Source organism: Chryseobacterium indologenes (genome assembly GCA_016025055.1).
GTDB classification, from domain to species: Bacteria; Bacteroidota; Bacteroidia; order Flavobacteriales; family Weeksellaceae; genus Chryseobacterium; species Chryseobacterium indologenes.
In genome coordinates this window covers 4,715,167-4,732,844 of sequence record CP065590.1, presented here as the reverse complement: position 1 = coordinate 4,732,844, position 17,678 = coordinate 4,715,167, and the positions used below count along the sequence as shown (strand labels likewise).

The following is a 17,678-nucleotide window of genomic DNA, read 5'->3' as shown; positions in this document are numbered from 1 at the left end:
AATACAAGGAAAAGAATATGCACATTGCGGTTACAGGAAACATCGGGGCGGGAAAAACAACTTTAACGACGATGCTTTCCAAGCATTACGGATGGGATGCACAATTTGAGGACGTAGATCATAACCCTTATCTGGAAGACTTTTATTCAGATATGAGCAAGTGGAGTTTTGCCCTGCAGGTATATTTCCTGGGAAGCAGATTCCGTCAGGTGAAGGAGATCAGAGAAAGCGGTAAAAATATTATTCAGGATCGTACTATTTATGAAGATGCCCATATTTTTGCAGAAAACTTAAATGATATGAATCTCCTTTCTGACAGAGATTTCAATAATTATTCATCGGTTTTTGATTTGATGAAGTCTTTTGTTTCAGCACCGGATTTATTGATTTACCTGAAATCAGACGTTCCGAATCTTGTAAAGAAAATCTATAAAAGAGGTCGTGAATACGAAGCGTCTATCAGTATTGAGTACCTTTCAAAGCTGAACCAGAAATACGAGAAATGGATCTCAAATTATACAGAAGGAAAACTTCTTGTTATCGAAGTTGACGATCTTGACTTTGTTGAAAAACCCGAAGATTTCGGTCTTATCCTGGAGAAGATTGAAGCAGAATTGCATGGTTTGTTTTAACAAAGATTTATCAGAAGATTAAGACAAGATCAGTCAATTTCTTGGTACATTTGTCTTATACAAGTTTAATTTTTAAATAATAAAAATGGTAGTTAAGGTTTTACATAACGGAAACTGTTCGAAATCAAATGCCGTGTTGGAGTATCTGGATGAGAACGGGGTGACTTTTGAAATCATCAATATTATTGAAGATCCGCTTAGTATACTCGAAATTAAAACAGTTCTGAAAAAGCTCAATCAAAGCGTTTTTCATATCATCCGGAAGACCGATAAACTGTACCTGGAAAATTATGCGGATAAAAATTATTCCGAGGAAGAATGGATAAAAATTTTATCTGAAAACCCTTCGCTGATACAGAGGCCGATTATTGTAAAAGGTTCAGTAGCCATGCTGGGAAGACCCATTGAAAATGTAAAGTTCTTTATTGAAAAATAATATACAAATCAATCGACCGGTTCAGGAACTGAACCGGTCGATTGATTTTATCTGAAACTTGTTCGATGACAAAAGGTATGAATTTTAGTCTGTCAGTTTCAACAAGTACAGCGCAAAATAAAAGACTGCCATTGCTGACAGCCTTTAGTTTTTTACAATAGAATAACGCCTTCTATTTTTGCTACTTCTTTATAAATATTCACCACCTGATTGGCATCTAAAACGAATGCACTGATATTGCAGGCTGTGTATTTTCCATTTTTGCTTTCGCGGTTTCCTAATGTAAATTTGACACCATCAAAAACTTTGTAAATTTCAGTAAGTTTTGTCTCGTCGGTAGGAATGATAAACTTGAATAAATAATCCTCAGGAAAATCATGATGATCTTCCAGTTTCTCGCTCAAAGACTTATAAAAATCTTCTGGATTTGCGTGTTGATTTCCTTGTAATATATCCATCTGCAATTATTAATATAATATAAATATAACGAAAATTTTCCTATTTTCCAAATGGGCCAAGCAGTGCTTTGGAGTTCTGCTGTTCATAATCTTCGATAATATTGAAAAGGCCGGCAACAAGCTGTTCAGAAGCCAATTGGCTCAGTCCGCCTGCGTTGACCGTGTTGGTATTCCCACCCAGAAGATTCCCCAGAAAATTACTTCCGGATAAAGCCGTATTGATCGTCTTGACGATTCCAAATTCATTCAGTTTCTCATCTACCTTTGGCGCAATAGCTGCGATCAGTTGCCCGGATGTTTTTTCTTTTAAAATCTGTGTGGCAGTGGTTCCCTGGATGATCCTTGTAACATCCTGTGCATTTAAACTGTTCACAGCGCCCTGCAGGATTGGTTTTGACGTATTGACAGTATACGCTGCTGCCTGAGCAATATAATCTCTTTCTTTGGCAACAATCGATGGTGCGACCTTTTCCAGCATAGAATTGATTTCTCTCAATTGCTTAGGAAGTGCCCTGTCTACCATATTATTTTGAAGAAAAGCCTCTTTATTGGTGTAGACGCCTACGCCTTTATCAATACCGTTGAGCAGCATTCTCTTGATGATAGATAGCCCCATGTCCGAAGTGGCAATAGTAGTACATGACTGTACGGTGGTGGTGATTAATGCACCGGTTCCGATAATAAGAGCGGCTGCAACGATATATTTTTTTCATTGATCTTTTAATTGCTTTTTTCAAAAACTGCACCAAAGGTAAATACTATTCTTTATTTAACAAAATATTAATTCAAGGCTGTATTTGGTGATTTTTTTTTAATAAAACGCTATTTTAACGTTACTGATATGATGGTAAATTGATGATAATTTTTAATATAAAATCATAAAATTTAGTTTGTTTTCATGTTTTGTATGTTTAAATGTGAATTTTTTTAAATTTTTATGATGTTTTAACATGGTTCAATATTTTTTATATTTTTGGCTAATGTCTTTTTTTGAGAAATTGATTTTGTCTTAAACAGGGCATTGACCGAATTTGATTGTACGAATAAAATTGAAACTATATGAAACAAAGTAATTTAAAGTATTCTTGTCTCATCGCCGTATTGTACTTCGGGATGAACGTGGATGCGCAGGTTACGTCAGACTCAGCTAAAGTTCAGAAAATTGACGAAGTGGTCATGATCGGATACGGGAGTCGCAAGAAAGTAGATAATACCACTTCTATCAGCTCTATCAGCGCAGAAGAAGTAACGAAAACAAAAGTATTAAATGCTTCACAAGCTATTCAAGGGAAAGCGGCAGGGGTGCAGGTAATTGCATCGGATGCGCCAGGTTCTACCCCTACAGTAATGATCAGAGGTCTGGGTACGGTATTGGGAGGAAGAACTCCATTATATGTTGTTGACGGAATGTTTACGGATAACATAAACAATATTAACTCAAATGATATCCTGACCTATGATGTACTGAAAGATGCTGCAGCATTGGCGATCTATGGTAACAGAGCTGCCAATGGGGTAATCATCATTACGACTAAATCAGGAAGAGGAAAATTAAGCGTTTCCTATGATGGTCTGGTTGGAATAAGAAATCCTCTGAAAACGATAAAAATGGCCAGTGGTTCTGAGTTTGCCAATTATAATAATGCAGGGGCTAAAAGTGACTACCTGAACCCGGATCAGCCATACAATACCGACTGGTTTAAAGAAATTACCAGAACAGGTATTTATAACCAACATAATCTATCCATTTCCGGTTCTTCAGAATCAGCAAAATACTTTTTAAGTTTAGGAAATTATGATGAGCAGTCGATCCTCAAAGGAACAAACTATAACAGAACTACGATAAGAACCAATAACGAGTTCAGAATTACCAAGGGAATAAGATTAGCACAAACTTTAAGTGCCACATTTACAAATGAAACTCCTAAATCATTCGGAGCATTTACAAGTGCTTATAAACAATCTTCATTAGTTCCTGTTTATTATCCTAATGGAAAATATGGTCAGCCAATTTTTGATAAATCTACCGGAGATATCGGTTATGTGGGAGGAAGGTTTAATGATGTGGGAAATCCTGTAATGAAACTTGCTCATGACAATCAGAGAGCAAAAAATTTCTTATTACAAGGAGGTTTAAAATTAGATATTGATATTTTTAGAGATTTAAAATTTACCTCCCAGTTTAGTGGAGAATATGGTAATTATAAATCATATAATTTTGTCGATTCAAGAAGATTCTGGCTGGATAGTGATCCGATGAGAACAGAAAGTCAGTATTCTGCAACCTCTCCACTCACAAGGTTGACAAATAAAAGCCAAAATTATTCAAACTGGTTACTTAATAACTACCTGACATATACTAAAAAAGTAGGAGAGCATGATATTGAATTGGTTGCCGGTACAGAAGCCTCTGTAAAAAGTGGCCTGGAAACACTCATTATCAATAGAAAAAACGTTCCTGTTTCGGAGGATTACTGGAATCTTAGCGGAGTAGATTACTACGGAAACTTATTCAGTGAAGGTGATACAAAGGCCCTTGAATCGATAAAAGGAAACAGAAATACTACGATCTCTTACTTCGGTAGGCTTCAGTATAAATTCATGAACCGTTATCTGTTAAGCGCAACAATCAGACGAGACGGTTCTTCACAATTTGCCGCCGGACAGAGATGGGGAACATTTCCATCATTTGGTGCAGGATGGATCATCTCTCAGGAGAGCTTTATGCAGGACGGATTCTTTGATATGCTGAAGCTTAGAGGAGGATGGGGTAAGATTGGTAACCAAACCGTACCACTGAACTATTTACCATTGTCACTTGGGTCTTCTTATAATTATGGATTTGGAAGCTCTCCTGTAAGCAACGGAGTTACTGTAAATAAAGGCTATGATCCGGATTTAGGCTGGGAGGTTACGGAAGAATCTTCTTTGGGACTGGATTTTGGTGTCCTGAAAAACAGATTAACGGGTACTTTTGACATTTATAACAGAAAGACAAAAAATCTTATTTTAGGTGTTGTACCCTATATGGCTACAGGTATTTCTGAGTTAAACTACTCTCACATGGGAAGTGTTGTGAATAAAGGTTTTGAAGTTGGCTTAAATTGGGCTGATAAAGTAGGAGAAGATTTCTCTTATTCCGTAGGGGCCAATTATTCATACAACAAGAATAAACTTGCCAGCATGGATACTTCTAAGCCCGTTTCTCAAATAGTAGGAGGAAACCTGGGCAACGGAATAGATACAAAACTATTCAATCCTTCCGCAGTAGGGTATGCTTTGGGAAGTTTCTATTTATACGAAGCAGATGGTTATAATGATAAAGGAGAACTTAAGTTCAAAGATTTAAATGGTGACGGAACTATAGATGCAAAAGACAAACGCTTTTTCGATTCCTATATCCCAAAATCTACTCTGGGAGTAAACGTTTCAATGTCATACAAAAACTGGGATTTTGCCCTTAATGGGTATGGGGCTTTCGGCTTCAAAGTATACAATGGTAAAAAGGCTCAGAGAAACGGTGGAGAGAATGTAGAAGCTTCGGTAGCTAATAATTTCTGGACACCAAACAACAGAAATGCTGCCAATCCTGTAAATCCTTCAAGTATTCCGGTAGCATCAACATTCTATCTTGAAGACGGAGATTTCTTCAGAATTAATAATATTTCAGTAGGATATACATTTAAAAATGTAACGGATTACATGAAATCGATTAAACTCTATGTAAGTGCAATTAATCCTTTTGTATTCCAGAAATATTCAGGATACACATCAGAATTATCAGGATATAACCCTACAGATACTACCGCAGAAGGAGATCCGTATAAAAGAGCAGGTATCGAACTTGATGCTTATCCTACCTTAAGATCTTTTGTATTTGGTGTTAATCTAAACTTTTAAAAAAATGAATAAGAAATATATCATAGCAGCTGCATTCCTGATTTTAGGAGCTGTAAACCAGAGTTGTAGTAATGACTTCATCGATGTGTCGCCTACAGAAGCAATCCCGGAAGCCGCACTTGGTGAAATATATAATAATGATGAGGGTGCTAATAGTTTAGTGACCGCTATCTATGCTAAGTTTTTAGACTGGAATATGAGTACATTTGCCTGGATTGGTGTGACCTCCATTGTTTCAGATGACGCCGACAAAGGATCAAGCTCAAGTGATTCCGGATCAGATAAAGATATTCTGGACGCTCTGAATTTCACAGCAGCGACACCCTCATTCAAAGAATTATTTGCCTCCAATTACCAGGGAATCAACAGATGTAATCAGGCATTGAAATATCTTCCCTTGCTGGATAAAGCCAACCCTGAATTGCGTGCAAGACTCGCCGGTGAAGCTAAATTTCTAAGGGCATTCATGTATTTTACTTTGGTGAAATCATTTGGAGGAGTTCCTTTAGTAGATCATGTTTCAGTAACAGGTGTTGAAGCAGATAAAATAATGGCTCTTACCAGAAGGTCAAAAGAAGATATTTACGCTTTTATTGAAAAAGATCTGAAGGAAGCTATCGAAATATTACCCGAAAAATCAGCATATACAGGAAATAATGTGGGCAGAGCTTCCGTAGGAGCAGCTCATGCTTTATTAGCTAAAGTCTATCTTTACCAGAAGAAATGGCAGCTCGCAATTGATGAATGTAATAAGGTGACAGGGTATTCCCTGACAGAAAATTTCCAGGATATTTATAAAGTTTCAGGAGAAAATAATGCAGAATCTATATTCGAAATAAATGGTAGCGGAGGAACTGCGGGAAGAGCAATTCAGCAATACAGCCAGGTACAAGGTGCAAGAGGAACTACCGGTTGGGGCTGGGGCTTTGCGACTCCAACTCAAAGCCTGTATGATGCCTATTCAGCAACAGACACCAGAAGAGACGCTACCATTATCCACCGAGATATGACCTTATACGACGGATACTATGTCGGCCCTAATACCGAAAATAAATTTTACAACTATAAAGCTTATTCATCTAATTACAGAGACCAGGCTTCAACGGATGTAAATATCCGCTATTTGCGATATGCAGAAATTCTGCTCATCAAAGCCGAAGCGATGAATGAGCTGGGGCAAACTTCTGCAGCTGTTCCTTTCCTGAATCAGGTAAGACAGAGAGCCAAAGTACCAGCTACCACAGCAACCAGCCAGGCAGATGTAAGAACAGCAATCTGGAAAGAAAGAAGACTGGAACTGGCATTCGAACATGACAGATGGTTTGATCTGGTAAGAACAGGACAGGCAGAAGCAGCTATGGCTGCTGACGGTGGGAAAGTCTTCAAAGTAGGGAAACATGAACTGTTCCCGTTACCTCAGGACTTCATCATGGAAGCCGGAGGATTATCCCAACAAAACCCAGGATATTAACATATAACCGTAAGCTAGAGGAGAGTGAAAATTCTCCTCTACTTTTATAAACCTGTAAACAATTGTACCGATGAAAAAGACCCTTTTCTCCATCGCCGTAACAGCTTTATTTTTTACCTATTCCTGTAAAAATAACCAATTAGCCAATCACGAAACAGCTCAAAATACAACCATTAAAAGTTCAATGACAGACGAACAGCTTATGGACAAAGTGCAGAAAGATGCTTTGAAGTATTTCTGGGATTATGCTGAGCCAAACTCTTTTATGGGGCGGGAACGTTATCATGAAGATAATGTGTATCCCGATAATGATAAACATGTGATCACTACCGGAGGTTCCGGATTTGGATTGGCAACAATTCTTGTGGGGGTAGACCGGGGATTTATTTCAAGAGAGGAAGCTGTAAGGAGACTTTCCCACATCATGAGTTTTCTGGCAAAGGCAGATCGGTATAAAGGAGCCTGGTCACACTGGATTAACGGTGAAACCGGAAAAACAGTCCCCTTTGGTAAAAAGGATAACGGAGGCGATTTGGTGGAAACAGCATTCCTGGCTTCAGGAATTCTCATGGTTCGTGAATATTTTAAAAATGGAAGTCCCGATGAACAGGTATTGGCCAGTAAATGTGATATGCTATGGAAAGGTATTCAATGGAACTGGTACACCAAAGGTGGTGAAAAAGTACTGTACTGGCATTGGTCGCCTGAATACCAGTGGGAAATGAATTTTCCGCTTGAAGGCTACAACGAATGCTTGATCACCTATATCATGGCAGCATCCTCACCAACATATCCTATCGATGCGGAAACCTATTATAAAGGATGGACGAGAAACGGAAGCTATCTTACAGACAAAAAGAAATACGGACTGCCTTTATACGTTAAACACAATTATGCCGAAGAATATGGGGGACCCTTATTCTGGGCTCAATATTCATATATCGGACTTGATCCGACAGGACTTTCAGATAAATTGGTTAACAACTACTTTGATGTCAATAAAAATCAAACCCTTATCGATTATAAATATTGTGTTGAAAATCCAAAACAATGGAAAGGCTACGGGAAAAATTACTGGGGATTAACGGCAGGGTATACCAGAAATAACGACGGAAGCACAGGATATACAGCTCACATGCCTGCTAATGATAACGGAGTGATAACACCTACTGCCGCCTTAAGCAGTTTCCCTTATACTCCTAAAGAATCTATGGATTTCTTACGGTTTATCTATACTCAAAAACCGGAATTTATAGGCACTGCGGGACCTTATGACGCTACTTCCATCCATTACAACAATTGGTTTACCCCAAGATATCTGGCTATCGATCAGGGAACCATAGCGCCGATGATTGAAAATTACAGAACAGGATTTCTTTGGAAACTATTTATGAATGCCCCGGAAATTCAGCAGGGATTGAAAAAATTAAGTTTCCAATCCTCTAAATACGGAATCAAATAGAAGGTCGGGATAGTCTTTAAAAACAGATCACATTCAATAGAAACCGGCTTAACCCGTTTAATTACATTATAAAATATTCAATGGCTTTAGCCAAAACCTAAATACAGTATGAAATTTAAATTAAAATATATCTCATTTTTACTGCTGCCAATTTCATTACAATTAAATGGACAGGAAATAAAAGCTGAGCTCAATAAAGAAATAAAAAGGACCGAAAAAATGTCCTACATTCTCGATTATCCTCAAAAAACCAAAACAAATGTTCCTTTGATCGTTTTTTTGCACGGGTCGGGAGAACGAGGCAACAACCTGGATCTGGTAAAAGCACACAGTCCCTTTACCTATAAAAGCCTGATAAAAGAACCCGTAGCAATACTTGCTCCGCAATGCCCTGCAGATACCTGGTGGGATACGGTTACTGTATATAATTTAATTAAAGAAATTCAGAAAAAATATAAAATTGATGCTTCCAGGATATACCTTACAGGCCTATCCATGGGAGGCTGGGGCACTTTGAAGCTTGCCATGGAACATCCGGAAATGTTTGCTGCCGTAGCATCCGTTTGTGCACCAACCGATCAGGTGATGACCGCTAATATTCAACAATATAAAAATTTGAATATTAAAATGTACCATGGAGGGATGGATGATATTGTATTACCGGAAAATGCTTTTAAATTTTATCAGAAACTCCATCCTGTTAATCCTGATGCAGAATTGACTATTTTCCCGAATGATAACCATAATTCCTGGGATTCTGCATATTCAGATCCTAAGCTTTATGAATGGATGCTTTCGAAAAAGAAATAGTCATTAAGAAAAATTAATGGTCCTTCAATCCGGAAAATCAATATCCTGAATTGTGGAAGAATAAAAATTATTTTCCTTACTTTTGAATATTGTCTTTTTTGGAGACAATAATAAATAAGTCAAATAGATACTCATTAGAAATAAATAACGCTATGGCGTTGATTAAAATAGAACAATAAGAAGTTAGATTTATGAAAAAACTAATCGTACTCGCTGCCTTAGCCCTGTCACCGGTATTTTCCGCTCAGGAAATGGTAGATAAACCCGTACAGTCTTATCAGACAGCCCAATATCAGGCAAAAAGAAAGCTTTTGTAGATAATCTTTTATCTAAAATGACACTAGACGAAAAGATCGGACAGCTCAACCTGCCGACTTCCGGAGATTTTACTACAGGAATGGCCCAAAGCTCAGATATTGGAAAGAAAGTAGAGCAAGGATTGGTAGGCGGATTGTTCAATATTAAAGGAGCAGACAAAATCAAAGCCGTTCAGAAAGTAGCCGTTGAAAAAAGCCGTCTTAAAATCCCCATGATTTTCGGAATGGATGTTATTCACGGATATGAAACTACTTTCCCGATTCCTTTGGGATTAGCCTCTTCGTGGGATATGAATCTGGTTCAGCAGTCAGCAAAAGTAGCAGCGAGAGAAGCGGCATCTGACGGAATCAACTGGACTTTCTCGCCGATGGTTGATATTTCCCGTGAACCACGATGGGGAAGAGTTTCCGAAGGTTCAGGTGAAGACCCGTATCTGGGGAGCGAGATCGCTAAAAATATGGTGTATGGATACCAGGGGAAAGATTTGGCCAACGGAACAAATATTCTGGCTTGTGTAAAGCATTTTGCCTTATACGGTGCCGGGGAATCCGGGAAAGATTATAATACCGTGGACATGAGTCATATAAGAATGTTCAACGAGTATTTTCCCCCTTATAAAGCTGCAGTTGATGCAGGAGTAGCTTCCGTTATGGCTTCTTTTAACGAAGTGGACGGTGTTCCTGCAACAGGAAACAGATGGCTTCAGACTGAAGTACTGAGAAATCAGTGGAAATTTAAAGGCTTTGTGGTAACCGACTATACCGGGATCAATGAAATGGTTGACCATGGAATGGGAGATATTCAGCAAGTATCTGCATTGGCTTTAAAAGCAGGAATTGATATGGATATGGTAGGTGAAGGCTTTTTAACCACATTAAAAAAATCTTTATCTGAAGGAAAAGTTACGCAAGCTGAAATCGATATGGCGACAAGAAGAATTCTTGAGGCAAAATATGATTTAGGTTTATTTGATAATCCATATAAACATGGAGATGCAAAGCTGGCTGCCAAAGAGGTTTATAATATGGAAAACCGCAATATAGCCAGAAATGTGGCAGCGCAATCTATGGTCTTGATGAAAAATGAAAACCAGGTGCTACCATTAAAAAAATCCGGAACAGTTGCTGTAATCGGCCCCTTGGTAAACAATTCAATGAATATGGGCGGAACCTGGAGTGTTGCTACCAAGCACGCGGTTTCTGTGAATTTAATGCAAGGACTACAGGCTAATTATGGCAAAGAAGTTAAATTCATCTCTGCAAAAGGAGCCAATATCGACTATGATGCAAAATTAGAAGAAATCTACGCTGCCCATGGTAAAAAAACAGATAGAGATAACCGCTCAAAAGAAGAATTATTAAAAGAAGCCGTTGAGGTAGCCAATAAAGCTGACGTTATTGTTCTGGCAATCGGAGAATCTGCAGAGATGAGCGGAGAATCCTCTTCAAGAAGTGAAATTACCATTCCGCAATCCCAGGTTGATTTGCTGAATGAACTGAAGAAAACAGGAAAACCAATAGCTATGGTACTTTTCACAGGCCGTCCGCTAGCATTAACAAATGTGAAAGATACACCTGACGCGATTGTAAATGCCTGGTTCCCGGGTTCTGAAGCCGGAAATGCAATCTCAGACGTTCTCTTTGGAAAAGTAAACCCATCAGGAAAGCTTCCGATGACTTTCCCAAGAAGCCTTGGACAGGTTCCTATTTATTATAATGCAAAAAATACAGGCCGTCCGCTGGATCAGAAACTGGTAGATAAGTGCGAATATCAGAGATTCCGTTCCAATTATATGGATGAGTGTAATACACCGTTGTATCCATTCGGGTATGGACTGAGTTATACCAAATTCAATTATTCGGACATGACGGTTTCGAATACAAATCCAAAAGGAAATCAAACCATCCAGGCATCGGTAACATTGACTAATAACGGGAACTATGACGGAGCTGAAGTCGTACAGTTGTATATCAGGGACCTTGTAGGAACGATTACAAGACCCGTAAAAGAATTAAAAGGATTCCAGAAAATATTTTTAAAGAAGGGAGAATCTAAAAAAGTAACTTTTGATATTACGCCTGAAAACCTAAAATTCTATAATGGAGATTTGAAATTTGACTGGGAATCAGGTGAGTTTGATATCATGATCGGTACCAATTCTGATGATGTTAAACACTCCAAAATCACCTGGACAAAGTAGATTCTGAAACAAAGTTATTCACAGAAATGTGTTTTATGTTGCTTTGGCACGATTTTTAATAATACATCAGCAGTTATTAAAATAATACAAAACAACATGAGAAAAACAATTTTACTTAGCGCAATGTTCCTTGGGACTTTAGTATTTGCACAAAAAACGCCGGTATTAGGTGGTGATAAAGATGCACACGGATGTATTGGTTCAGCAGGGTATACGTATTCGCAGATTAAAAAAGACTGTGTAAGAACTTTTGAACAGAAAATAAAGTTAAAAGAAGTTGCTACTAATGGAGACTATATGGCTGCCGTTATCTTCAGCAAAGACATGAAAAAAGCTGAAGTTTTCGTGAAAGATGCGGAAGGCGGAAGCGTAATTCTAAACAGAGCAGGAAAAGCTAAGGCATGGAAAAAAGATGGTTATGTATTGGTTCCTTTCAAAAAAAGCGGCTATCAGCTTAAAAAGGATAACGTAGTCATTTACCAGTAATATCAATTTTCAAAAAAACAGAGGCCACCCGGAAGAGTGGCCTTTTTTGTGCGCAATGAGGGATTTTTAAAATCTTACGCTAGCCCTGAGGTTCAGCTTCCCTGAAAGTCATGTTTTTTGTAAACTAGGAATGAAATTAATATCTTTATTCCAAAATACTTATACTCCACTGAAAACCTTAATAATTTAAATATGAAAAAAACAATTTTATTTTGCGCGATGTTCCTGGGTTCTTTAGCTATTGCCCAACAGGCTGCTCCTGTCCTCGGAGGTGATAGAGATGTTCATGGCTGTAAAGGCTCTGCAGGTTATACCTATTCACAAATCAGAAATAATTGTGTGAGAGTTTTTGAGCAGAAAATCAAATTAAAAGAAGTGAGCCCGGATAAAAGCTCTTCTTCAATGACAGCGGTAATTTTTAGTAAAGATATGAAACGGGCTGAAGTTTTCATTCCGGACGGAATGGCAAAGAGTATTATTCTTGATAAGGAAGGGAAGGCTAAAATCTGGAAAAGCGGAAGTCACATCAAAGAAACTTACATTTTAGTTCCTTATAAAAAAAAGCTATCAGATTAAAAAAGATGATATTGTCATCTATCAATAAAATAAGTTATTTAACAATCAACAAAAAGACCATTCGGAAGAGTGGTCTTTTTGTTGATCTGTTGTAATTGTGTTTTTGTTATCAAAAAAAGTAAAACGTTAGCAATATTCAAAGTAAATTATAATATACGGTTGGTATGTAATAAAAAAAGTTAAATTTGTGAAAACGAAAACTAATACTAACTCGACAAATTACTTGAGAATGAAAAAACTCTACATGAGCGCATTACTCTTATGTGCTGCATCAGTACTGTCTGCTCAGGAAGTGGTTTGGCAAAAAGACATTAAATCCAGTACCCAGGATTTCTTAAGCCAGGTTACCACTACGATTGATCAGCAATACCTGATCACCGGAAGCTCAATTCAGAGCAACAAACAACAAAACAACGGCTACGATTTCCATTTGGTGAAACTCAACCAGCAAGGCGAACAGGTTTGGGAAAAATACTTTTCCGGTCAAAACCACGACTATTTATCATCTACAGTCAGCACCCAGGAGGGTGGTTTTTTACTGGCCGGTACTTCCTATTCCGGGAAAGGCTTAGACAAAAAGATGATCTGAAAGGAGGTTCCGATATCTGGCTGATCAGAATCAATGAATCGGGCGATGAATTATGGCAAAAGACTTTGGGCAGTACTTCCGATGAAGAGGCCCGCGCGGTGATTCAAACCACTGATCTGGGATTCTTTGTAGCCGGGAATATCCAAAATTCTTCGAAGGGTTACGGTTCCAAAGATGTCTTTATCACACGACTGGATAAAGACGGGAAAGAGCTTTCCCAATTAATCTTAGGCGGTAAAGGATTGGATGAATTGGAGAAAATGATTCCCACGAAAGATGGTGGCGCCTTATTGGGGATTTATTCCCGAAGCGGAGCTACTACGAATAACAATAAGCCTTCAGCAACGAATGGTAAAGACCCTATATCCTCCAGAAATCAATCTCCTGTAGCTATTAACCAGATGGCAAAATCCAGCAGCAACTTTGGAGAAGGGGATTACTGGATTGTGAAACTGGATAAAAACGGCAAAGTGGAATGGGAGAAGAATTATGGAGGGAAAGGAGATGATCACTTAAGAACACTCTCATTAAGCTCATCAGGTTACCTTATCGGAGGCGAATCCAGATCGGAAAGGTCGGGAAACAAAAGTGTAGGAGTTGAAGAAGGTACCGATCTTTGGCTGATTTCGTTAAACGATAGAGGAGAGGAGCAATGGCAGAAATCCTACAATTTTAAAAACCGTGATGTGCTGATGAGCACGAGTGTCATTTATTCAGGTGATGAGCAAAGTTCAAAAGGAATTTTGTTGGGCGGTTACACTCAGGCCGAGGGTAGAATAGAAAAAGACGATGAAACATTCTGGATGCTGTATCTGGACCAGAATGGCAATGAACAATGGCGAAAATACGTGAGTGGGGAATCCCGACAAAAAGAAGAAAGATTATCTGATCTTAAGCTCAATAAAGATGGTTCTATAGTTTTGGCCGGGACAAGTGCCAAAGAATTAGGCAAGGAAAACTGGAAGATCGTAAAGTTGGGAGATAAGCAGGTGGATCAGCTTATTGCAAAGTATGACATGAAGATCTATCCTAACCCTGTTACTGATTATGCGTATGTAGAAATTGGTTTCGACTTTAAGGAAGCAGAAATTCTGTTGTATGATATGAGTGGCAGGCAGCTTCAGTATCTAAAGACCAAGAACCGGGTCACCAAGATAGATACCCAGGCTTTGATCCAGGGAGCTTACCTGATTACCATAAAAACGGATACCAACAAAACTGCTAATGCCAAACTGATTAAAAAGTAAAGATGATGAAAAAAATAGTTTTATTTACACTAATACTAAATGCTTTCTTATGGGTCAACGCTCAGGTTGTTCAGGGAAATGCTTTTGTTCCAAGATATTACCCGTCAAGCCCTAATGTCTCTGCGTTAGGTTCCTTTGGAATGTTTCCCATGAACCTTTCAACAGGTCAGCCTAATATCGGAATCCCGTTATTTTCAAATAACAATTATGGAAACGATGCAGATATCAGTTTGAATTACAATATTTCCTCTGTAAAACCTGATTTTCAGACTTCCTGGGTAGGATTGGGGTGGAATCTTTCAGTGGGAGGAGCCATTACCAGATTGGTTAACGGAGGGATTGATGAATGCTACTTAAATGGTTTTACCGATCCAACAGTATTTTCCTATTATGATCATTATACAAGACTGAATACTCCTGACTGGTTTAGTGATGCAAAGATGACTCAATATTATCAATTTATGACACCGCTTTTCCCAACACATAATGAAGCTTTTCCATCACCGGACGAATTTGCATTCAATGTAAATGGTTTAAACGGAAGCTTTTTTAAAAACCATGAAGGGAAATGGGTTGTAAAAGCCAATCAGAATTTAGATATAGATGTTAAAGAGGAGTTGAAGTATGACTTTACTTTCCGCGAAAATGGAGGGCCTACCAACCAGGTAGACTGGTTTCTTAAAAGAATTATTTACGGATTTGTTTTAACAGATCAGAATGGTACGAAATATACCTTCGGAAAAGATCCGAATGCACTTGAAATTAATGGGATAGAAACTGTAGACACAGCATATAATCCGGCAATGTATGTGAAAAGCTGGTATCTGACCAAAATAGAATATGCTAACGGAAAAAATATGACTTTTGAATATGCTTTTGATAACAGAGCAACCTATGTGGTTCATAGTTCGGCATATTACTCTACATATAAGACCCAATCATCTTCTGTATCTCAAAGCAATACTTCAGGAAATTTCAATTTATTGACCCTTGATAGAAGTTTCTATAAATATTTGAGTAAAATAAAATTTGATAACAACGAAATTAGTTTTTATAAATCATATTCTAATGCATTGGATTATGATACACAATCTGTACCATGGGGACAGCTTAATACTAATTATGAGATGATTCATTACCCAGGTAATTATAATAACAGAAAACATTGGTATAAGCTGGATAGTATTGTAGTCAAAGCAAATAATGTCCGAACGAATGCGGTAGCATTCAATTATGAAAACACTGCGAATTATAGATTGAGATTATTAAATGTATCTATTGGTAAAAGTCAACAGACAAAACAACAATATTCTTTCGAGTATAACCCTTTAAGATTACCTGAGTTTAATGTCAATAAAACAGATCACTGGGGAAATTATAACAACAAAAACTTTGAAACAACTGTTCCGCAGACTAATTATACCTATTCAAAAGCTCAGATGCTCACATATCCTCAATACAGGGAGCCGGACTTTACCTATGGTACTGCTGAATTGTTGCAGAAAATCATATATCCAACCAAAGGATATACTTTAATTGAATATGAACCTCATAATTATTCTAAACTGTTAAATAAAACAATCAGTGGGTTTGATGTAAATGCTACCGGAAACAAAATAGCAGGTGGAGCAAGAGTTAAAAAAATGTTCACCAATGATCTGGTAAATACTTATAGTAAATCATTTTTTTATGTAGACGATTATCTCAATGGTTCCACTACATCGTCAGGAGTTCTTGGAGGAATGCCAAATTATTTTGACGAAGCGAATATAAACAATGGAAACTTAGAATTCTGGAAATTGTCCTCATCATCTTATATTCCGTTAAATTATACTAATGGTAATTATGTTACTTATTCTAAAGTATATGAAAGATCGGAGAATGGAGCTGTTACTGAACATACTTTCTCTAACCAGGATAATGGATTTAAAGATTTAAAATCAAATAATTATCAGCTTATCCAGGGAAATATTGGATATGTAAATACGTTTGAGCCAGCTAATATAAGTATTGTGAAAAATGCTCTTGATAAACTTGCCTATAATAATTTAGAAGTTGAAAGAGGCAAACCTTTGAGTGAAAGATATTATGACAGTAATAAAAATCTATTGAAAGAAATCGTATATAACTATAATACAAATCCTTCAAGATTAACAGATAAAATACGATCCATCAGTTATATAGCAGATGTTTATGGAAAGCCTGTTAATATGGCAATGTATGATATGATTGCACAGATGCATGTTGTTTCTAAAATGTCGGCACATACCATTTACTCACATCATACCCCTCTCATATCAACTACAAATATTGAATATTTTAATAATAATCCTGTAACATCATCTACACAGTATATCTATGGTACAACTAATCACCATCAGTTATTAACGCAAAAAAATATTTCTCCTGATGGTATTAATAATCAGACTGATTACAGTTACGCCCACGAAAAAGGGAACCAGCTGATGATCAGTAAAAATATGGTAGGTATTCCTTTGGAAACAATCACATCCCAAACTACGAATGGTGCTAATAAAACCTTATCGAGAGTTGAAACGCTTTATCCATCTTCGGTACCAACCTCTCAATCCGGGAATCTTGTATTGCCATTATCGGCTAGATCTTTTGACCTGCAGAATGCTTCTCCTACTACCGAAGTTACGTATGATCAGTATGATCCTGTTAATGGGAATGTGAAACAATATACCACGAAAGACGGAGTTTCTACCGTTGTTATCTGGGGATATAATAATACCCAACCTATTGCAAAAATTGAAAATGCAAAACTATCAGATATTTCGCAATCAGCTATTACATTGATCGTCAACGCTTCTGATGTAGATGCTGCCGCTGTGCCTAATAACGATGAATTGGCATTATTGGGTGCCTTAAAAACTTTCAGGGATAGTTATCCAGCATATCAGATGACCACGTATACCTATGATCCCTTGATCGGGGTTCGCAGCATCACCCCACCTTCTGGGATCCGGGAAAGTTACAAATATGATTCAGCCGGTCGCCTTGAAAAGGTTGTAGATGCCAACGGTCAGGTTCTGAAAGAGATGAAGTACAACTATAAAAACTAAGACTATC

At 37.7% G+C, this 17,678-nt stretch carries 11 protein-coding genes and 2 pseudogenes; 11 read left to right on the top strand and 2 right to left on the bottom strand.

Annotated features, from left to right (window positions below):
- Positions 1 to 17 precede the first annotated feature (17 nt).
- Together H3Z85_21855 and H3Z85_21850 are read left to right on the top strand one after the other, a co-directional pair.
- Entirely contained in the window at positions 18 to 632 is a 615-nt protein-coding gene (locus H3Z85_21855) for a deoxynucleoside kinase (protein QPQ51813.1), read from the top strand.
- A gap of 85 nt (positions 633 to 717) precedes the next feature.
- Entirely contained in the window at positions 718 to 1,068 is a 351-nt protein-coding gene (locus H3Z85_21850; GenBank protein QPQ51812.1) for an arsenate reductase (glutaredoxin), read from the top strand.
- A 152-nt stretch (positions 1,069 to 1,220) separates the two neighbouring features.
- Here the strand turns inward: H3Z85_21850 and H3Z85_21845 are convergent, their stop codons facing one another.
- The gene (locus H3Z85_21845; GenBank protein QPQ51811.1) at positions 1,221 to 1,526 is read right to left on the bottom strand and encodes a DUF493 domain-containing protein; all 306 of its coding nucleotides are present in this window, start codon (positions 1,524 to 1,526) and stop codon (positions 1,221 to 1,223) included.
- A 40-nt stretch (positions 1,527 to 1,566) separates the two neighbouring features.
- Positions 1,567 to 2,226: a DUF4197 family protein gene (locus H3Z85_21840; GenBank protein ID QPQ53979.1), complete on the bottom strand. Its 660-nt coding sequence runs from the start codon at positions 2,224 to 2,226 to the stop codon at positions 1,567 to 1,569.
- Between the two features lie 359 nt (positions 2,227 to 2,585).
- On the opposite strand from H3Z85_21840, the gene H3Z85_21835 reads away from it, so the two are divergent.
- The 9 genes and pseudogenes from H3Z85_21835 (at position 2,586) to H3Z85_21795 (ending at position 17,671) form a co-directional block, all read left to right on the top strand.
- Positions 2,586 to 5,426, top strand: coding sequence for a SusC/RagA family TonB-linked outer membrane protein (locus H3Z85_21835; protein QPQ51810.1), 2,841 nt, complete (start codon positions 2,586 to 2,588; stop codon positions 5,424 to 5,426).
- Positions 5,427 to 5,430: 4 nt separating this feature from the next.
- Positions 5,431 to 6,897 carry a RagB/SusD family nutrient uptake outer membrane protein gene (locus tag H3Z85_21830; GenBank protein ID QPQ51809.1) on the top strand — a complete coding sequence of 489 codons (1,467 nt, stop codon included), beginning with the start codon at positions 5,431 to 5,433 and terminating at the stop codon, positions 6,895 to 6,897.
- A gap of 70 nt (positions 6,898 to 6,967) precedes the next feature.
- A complete protein-coding gene (locus H3Z85_21825) occupies positions 6,968 to 8,359 on the top strand; it encodes a beta-glucosidase (GenBank protein ID QPQ51808.1) in 1,392 nt (463 codons plus the stop codon).
- A gap of 108 nt (positions 8,360 to 8,467) precedes the next feature.
- Positions 8,468 to 9,169, top strand: a complete 702-nt coding sequence (locus H3Z85_21820; GenBank protein ID QPQ51807.1) for a prolyl oligopeptidase family serine peptidase — start codon at positions 8,468 to 8,470, stop codon at positions 9,167 to 9,169.
- A 334-nt stretch (positions 9,170 to 9,503) separates the two neighbouring features.
- Positions 9,504 to 11,687: a beta-glucosidase BglX gene (bglX, locus tag H3Z85_21815; protein ID QPQ51806.1), complete on the top strand. Its 2,184-nt coding sequence runs from the start codon at positions 9,504 to 9,506 to the stop codon at positions 11,685 to 11,687.
- 96 nt (positions 11,688 to 11,783) lie between these two features.
- Positions 11,784 to 12,173, top strand: a complete 390-nt coding sequence (locus tag H3Z85_21810) for a hypothetical protein (protein QPQ51805.1) — start codon at positions 11,784 to 11,786, stop codon at positions 12,171 to 12,173.
- 192 nt (positions 12,174 to 12,365) lie between these two features.
- Positions 12,366 to 12,777 (top strand): annotated as a pseudogene (locus tag H3Z85_21805) (hypothetical protein).
- Between the two features lie 201 nt (positions 12,778 to 12,978).
- Positions 12,979 to 14,585 (top strand): annotated as a pseudogene (locus H3Z85_21800) (T9SS type A sorting domain-containing protein).
- Positions 14,586 to 14,587: 2 nt separating this feature from the next.
- On the top strand, positions 14,588 to 17,671 hold the full coding sequence (locus H3Z85_21795; GenBank protein QPQ51804.1) for an RHS repeat protein: 3,084 nt from the start codon (positions 14,588 to 14,590) through the stop codon (positions 17,669 to 17,671).
- Positions 17,672 to 17,678 lie beyond the last annotated feature (7 nt).

Coding starts and splice junctions, on each gene's coding strand:
- H3Z85_21795 (QPQ51804.1), top strand. CDS start 14,588: ATGATGAAAAAAATAGTTTTATTTACACTAATACTAAATGCTTTCTTA.
- H3Z85_21825 (QPQ51808.1), top strand. CDS start 6,968: ATGAAAAAGACCCTTTTCTCCATCGCCGTAACAGCTTTATTTTTTACC.
- bglX (QPQ51806.1), top strand. CDS start 9,504: ATGACACTAGACGAAAAGATCGGACAGCTCAACCTGCCGACTTCCGGA.
- H3Z85_21835 (QPQ51810.1), top strand. CDS start 2,586: ATGAAACAAAGTAATTTAAAGTATTCTTGTCTCATCGCCGTATTGTAC.
- H3Z85_21830 (QPQ51809.1), top strand. CDS start 5,431: ATGAATAAGAAATATATCATAGCAGCTGCATTCCTGATTTTAGGAGCT.
- H3Z85_21850 (QPQ51812.1), top strand. CDS start 718: ATGGTAGTTAAGGTTTTACATAACGGAAACTGTTCGAAATCAAATGCC.
- H3Z85_21845 (QPQ51811.1), bottom strand. CDS start 1,526: ATGGATATATTACAAGGAAATCAACACGCAAATCCAGAAGATTTTTAT.
- H3Z85_21810 (QPQ51805.1), top strand. CDS start 11,784: ATGAGAAAAACAATTTTACTTAGCGCAATGTTCCTTGGGACTTTAGTA.
- H3Z85_21855 (QPQ51813.1), top strand. CDS start 18: ATGCACATTGCGGTTACAGGAAACATCGGGGCGGGAAAAACAACTTTA.
- H3Z85_21820 (QPQ51807.1), top strand. CDS start 8,468: ATGAAATTTAAATTAAAATATATCTCATTTTTACTGCTGCCAATTTCA.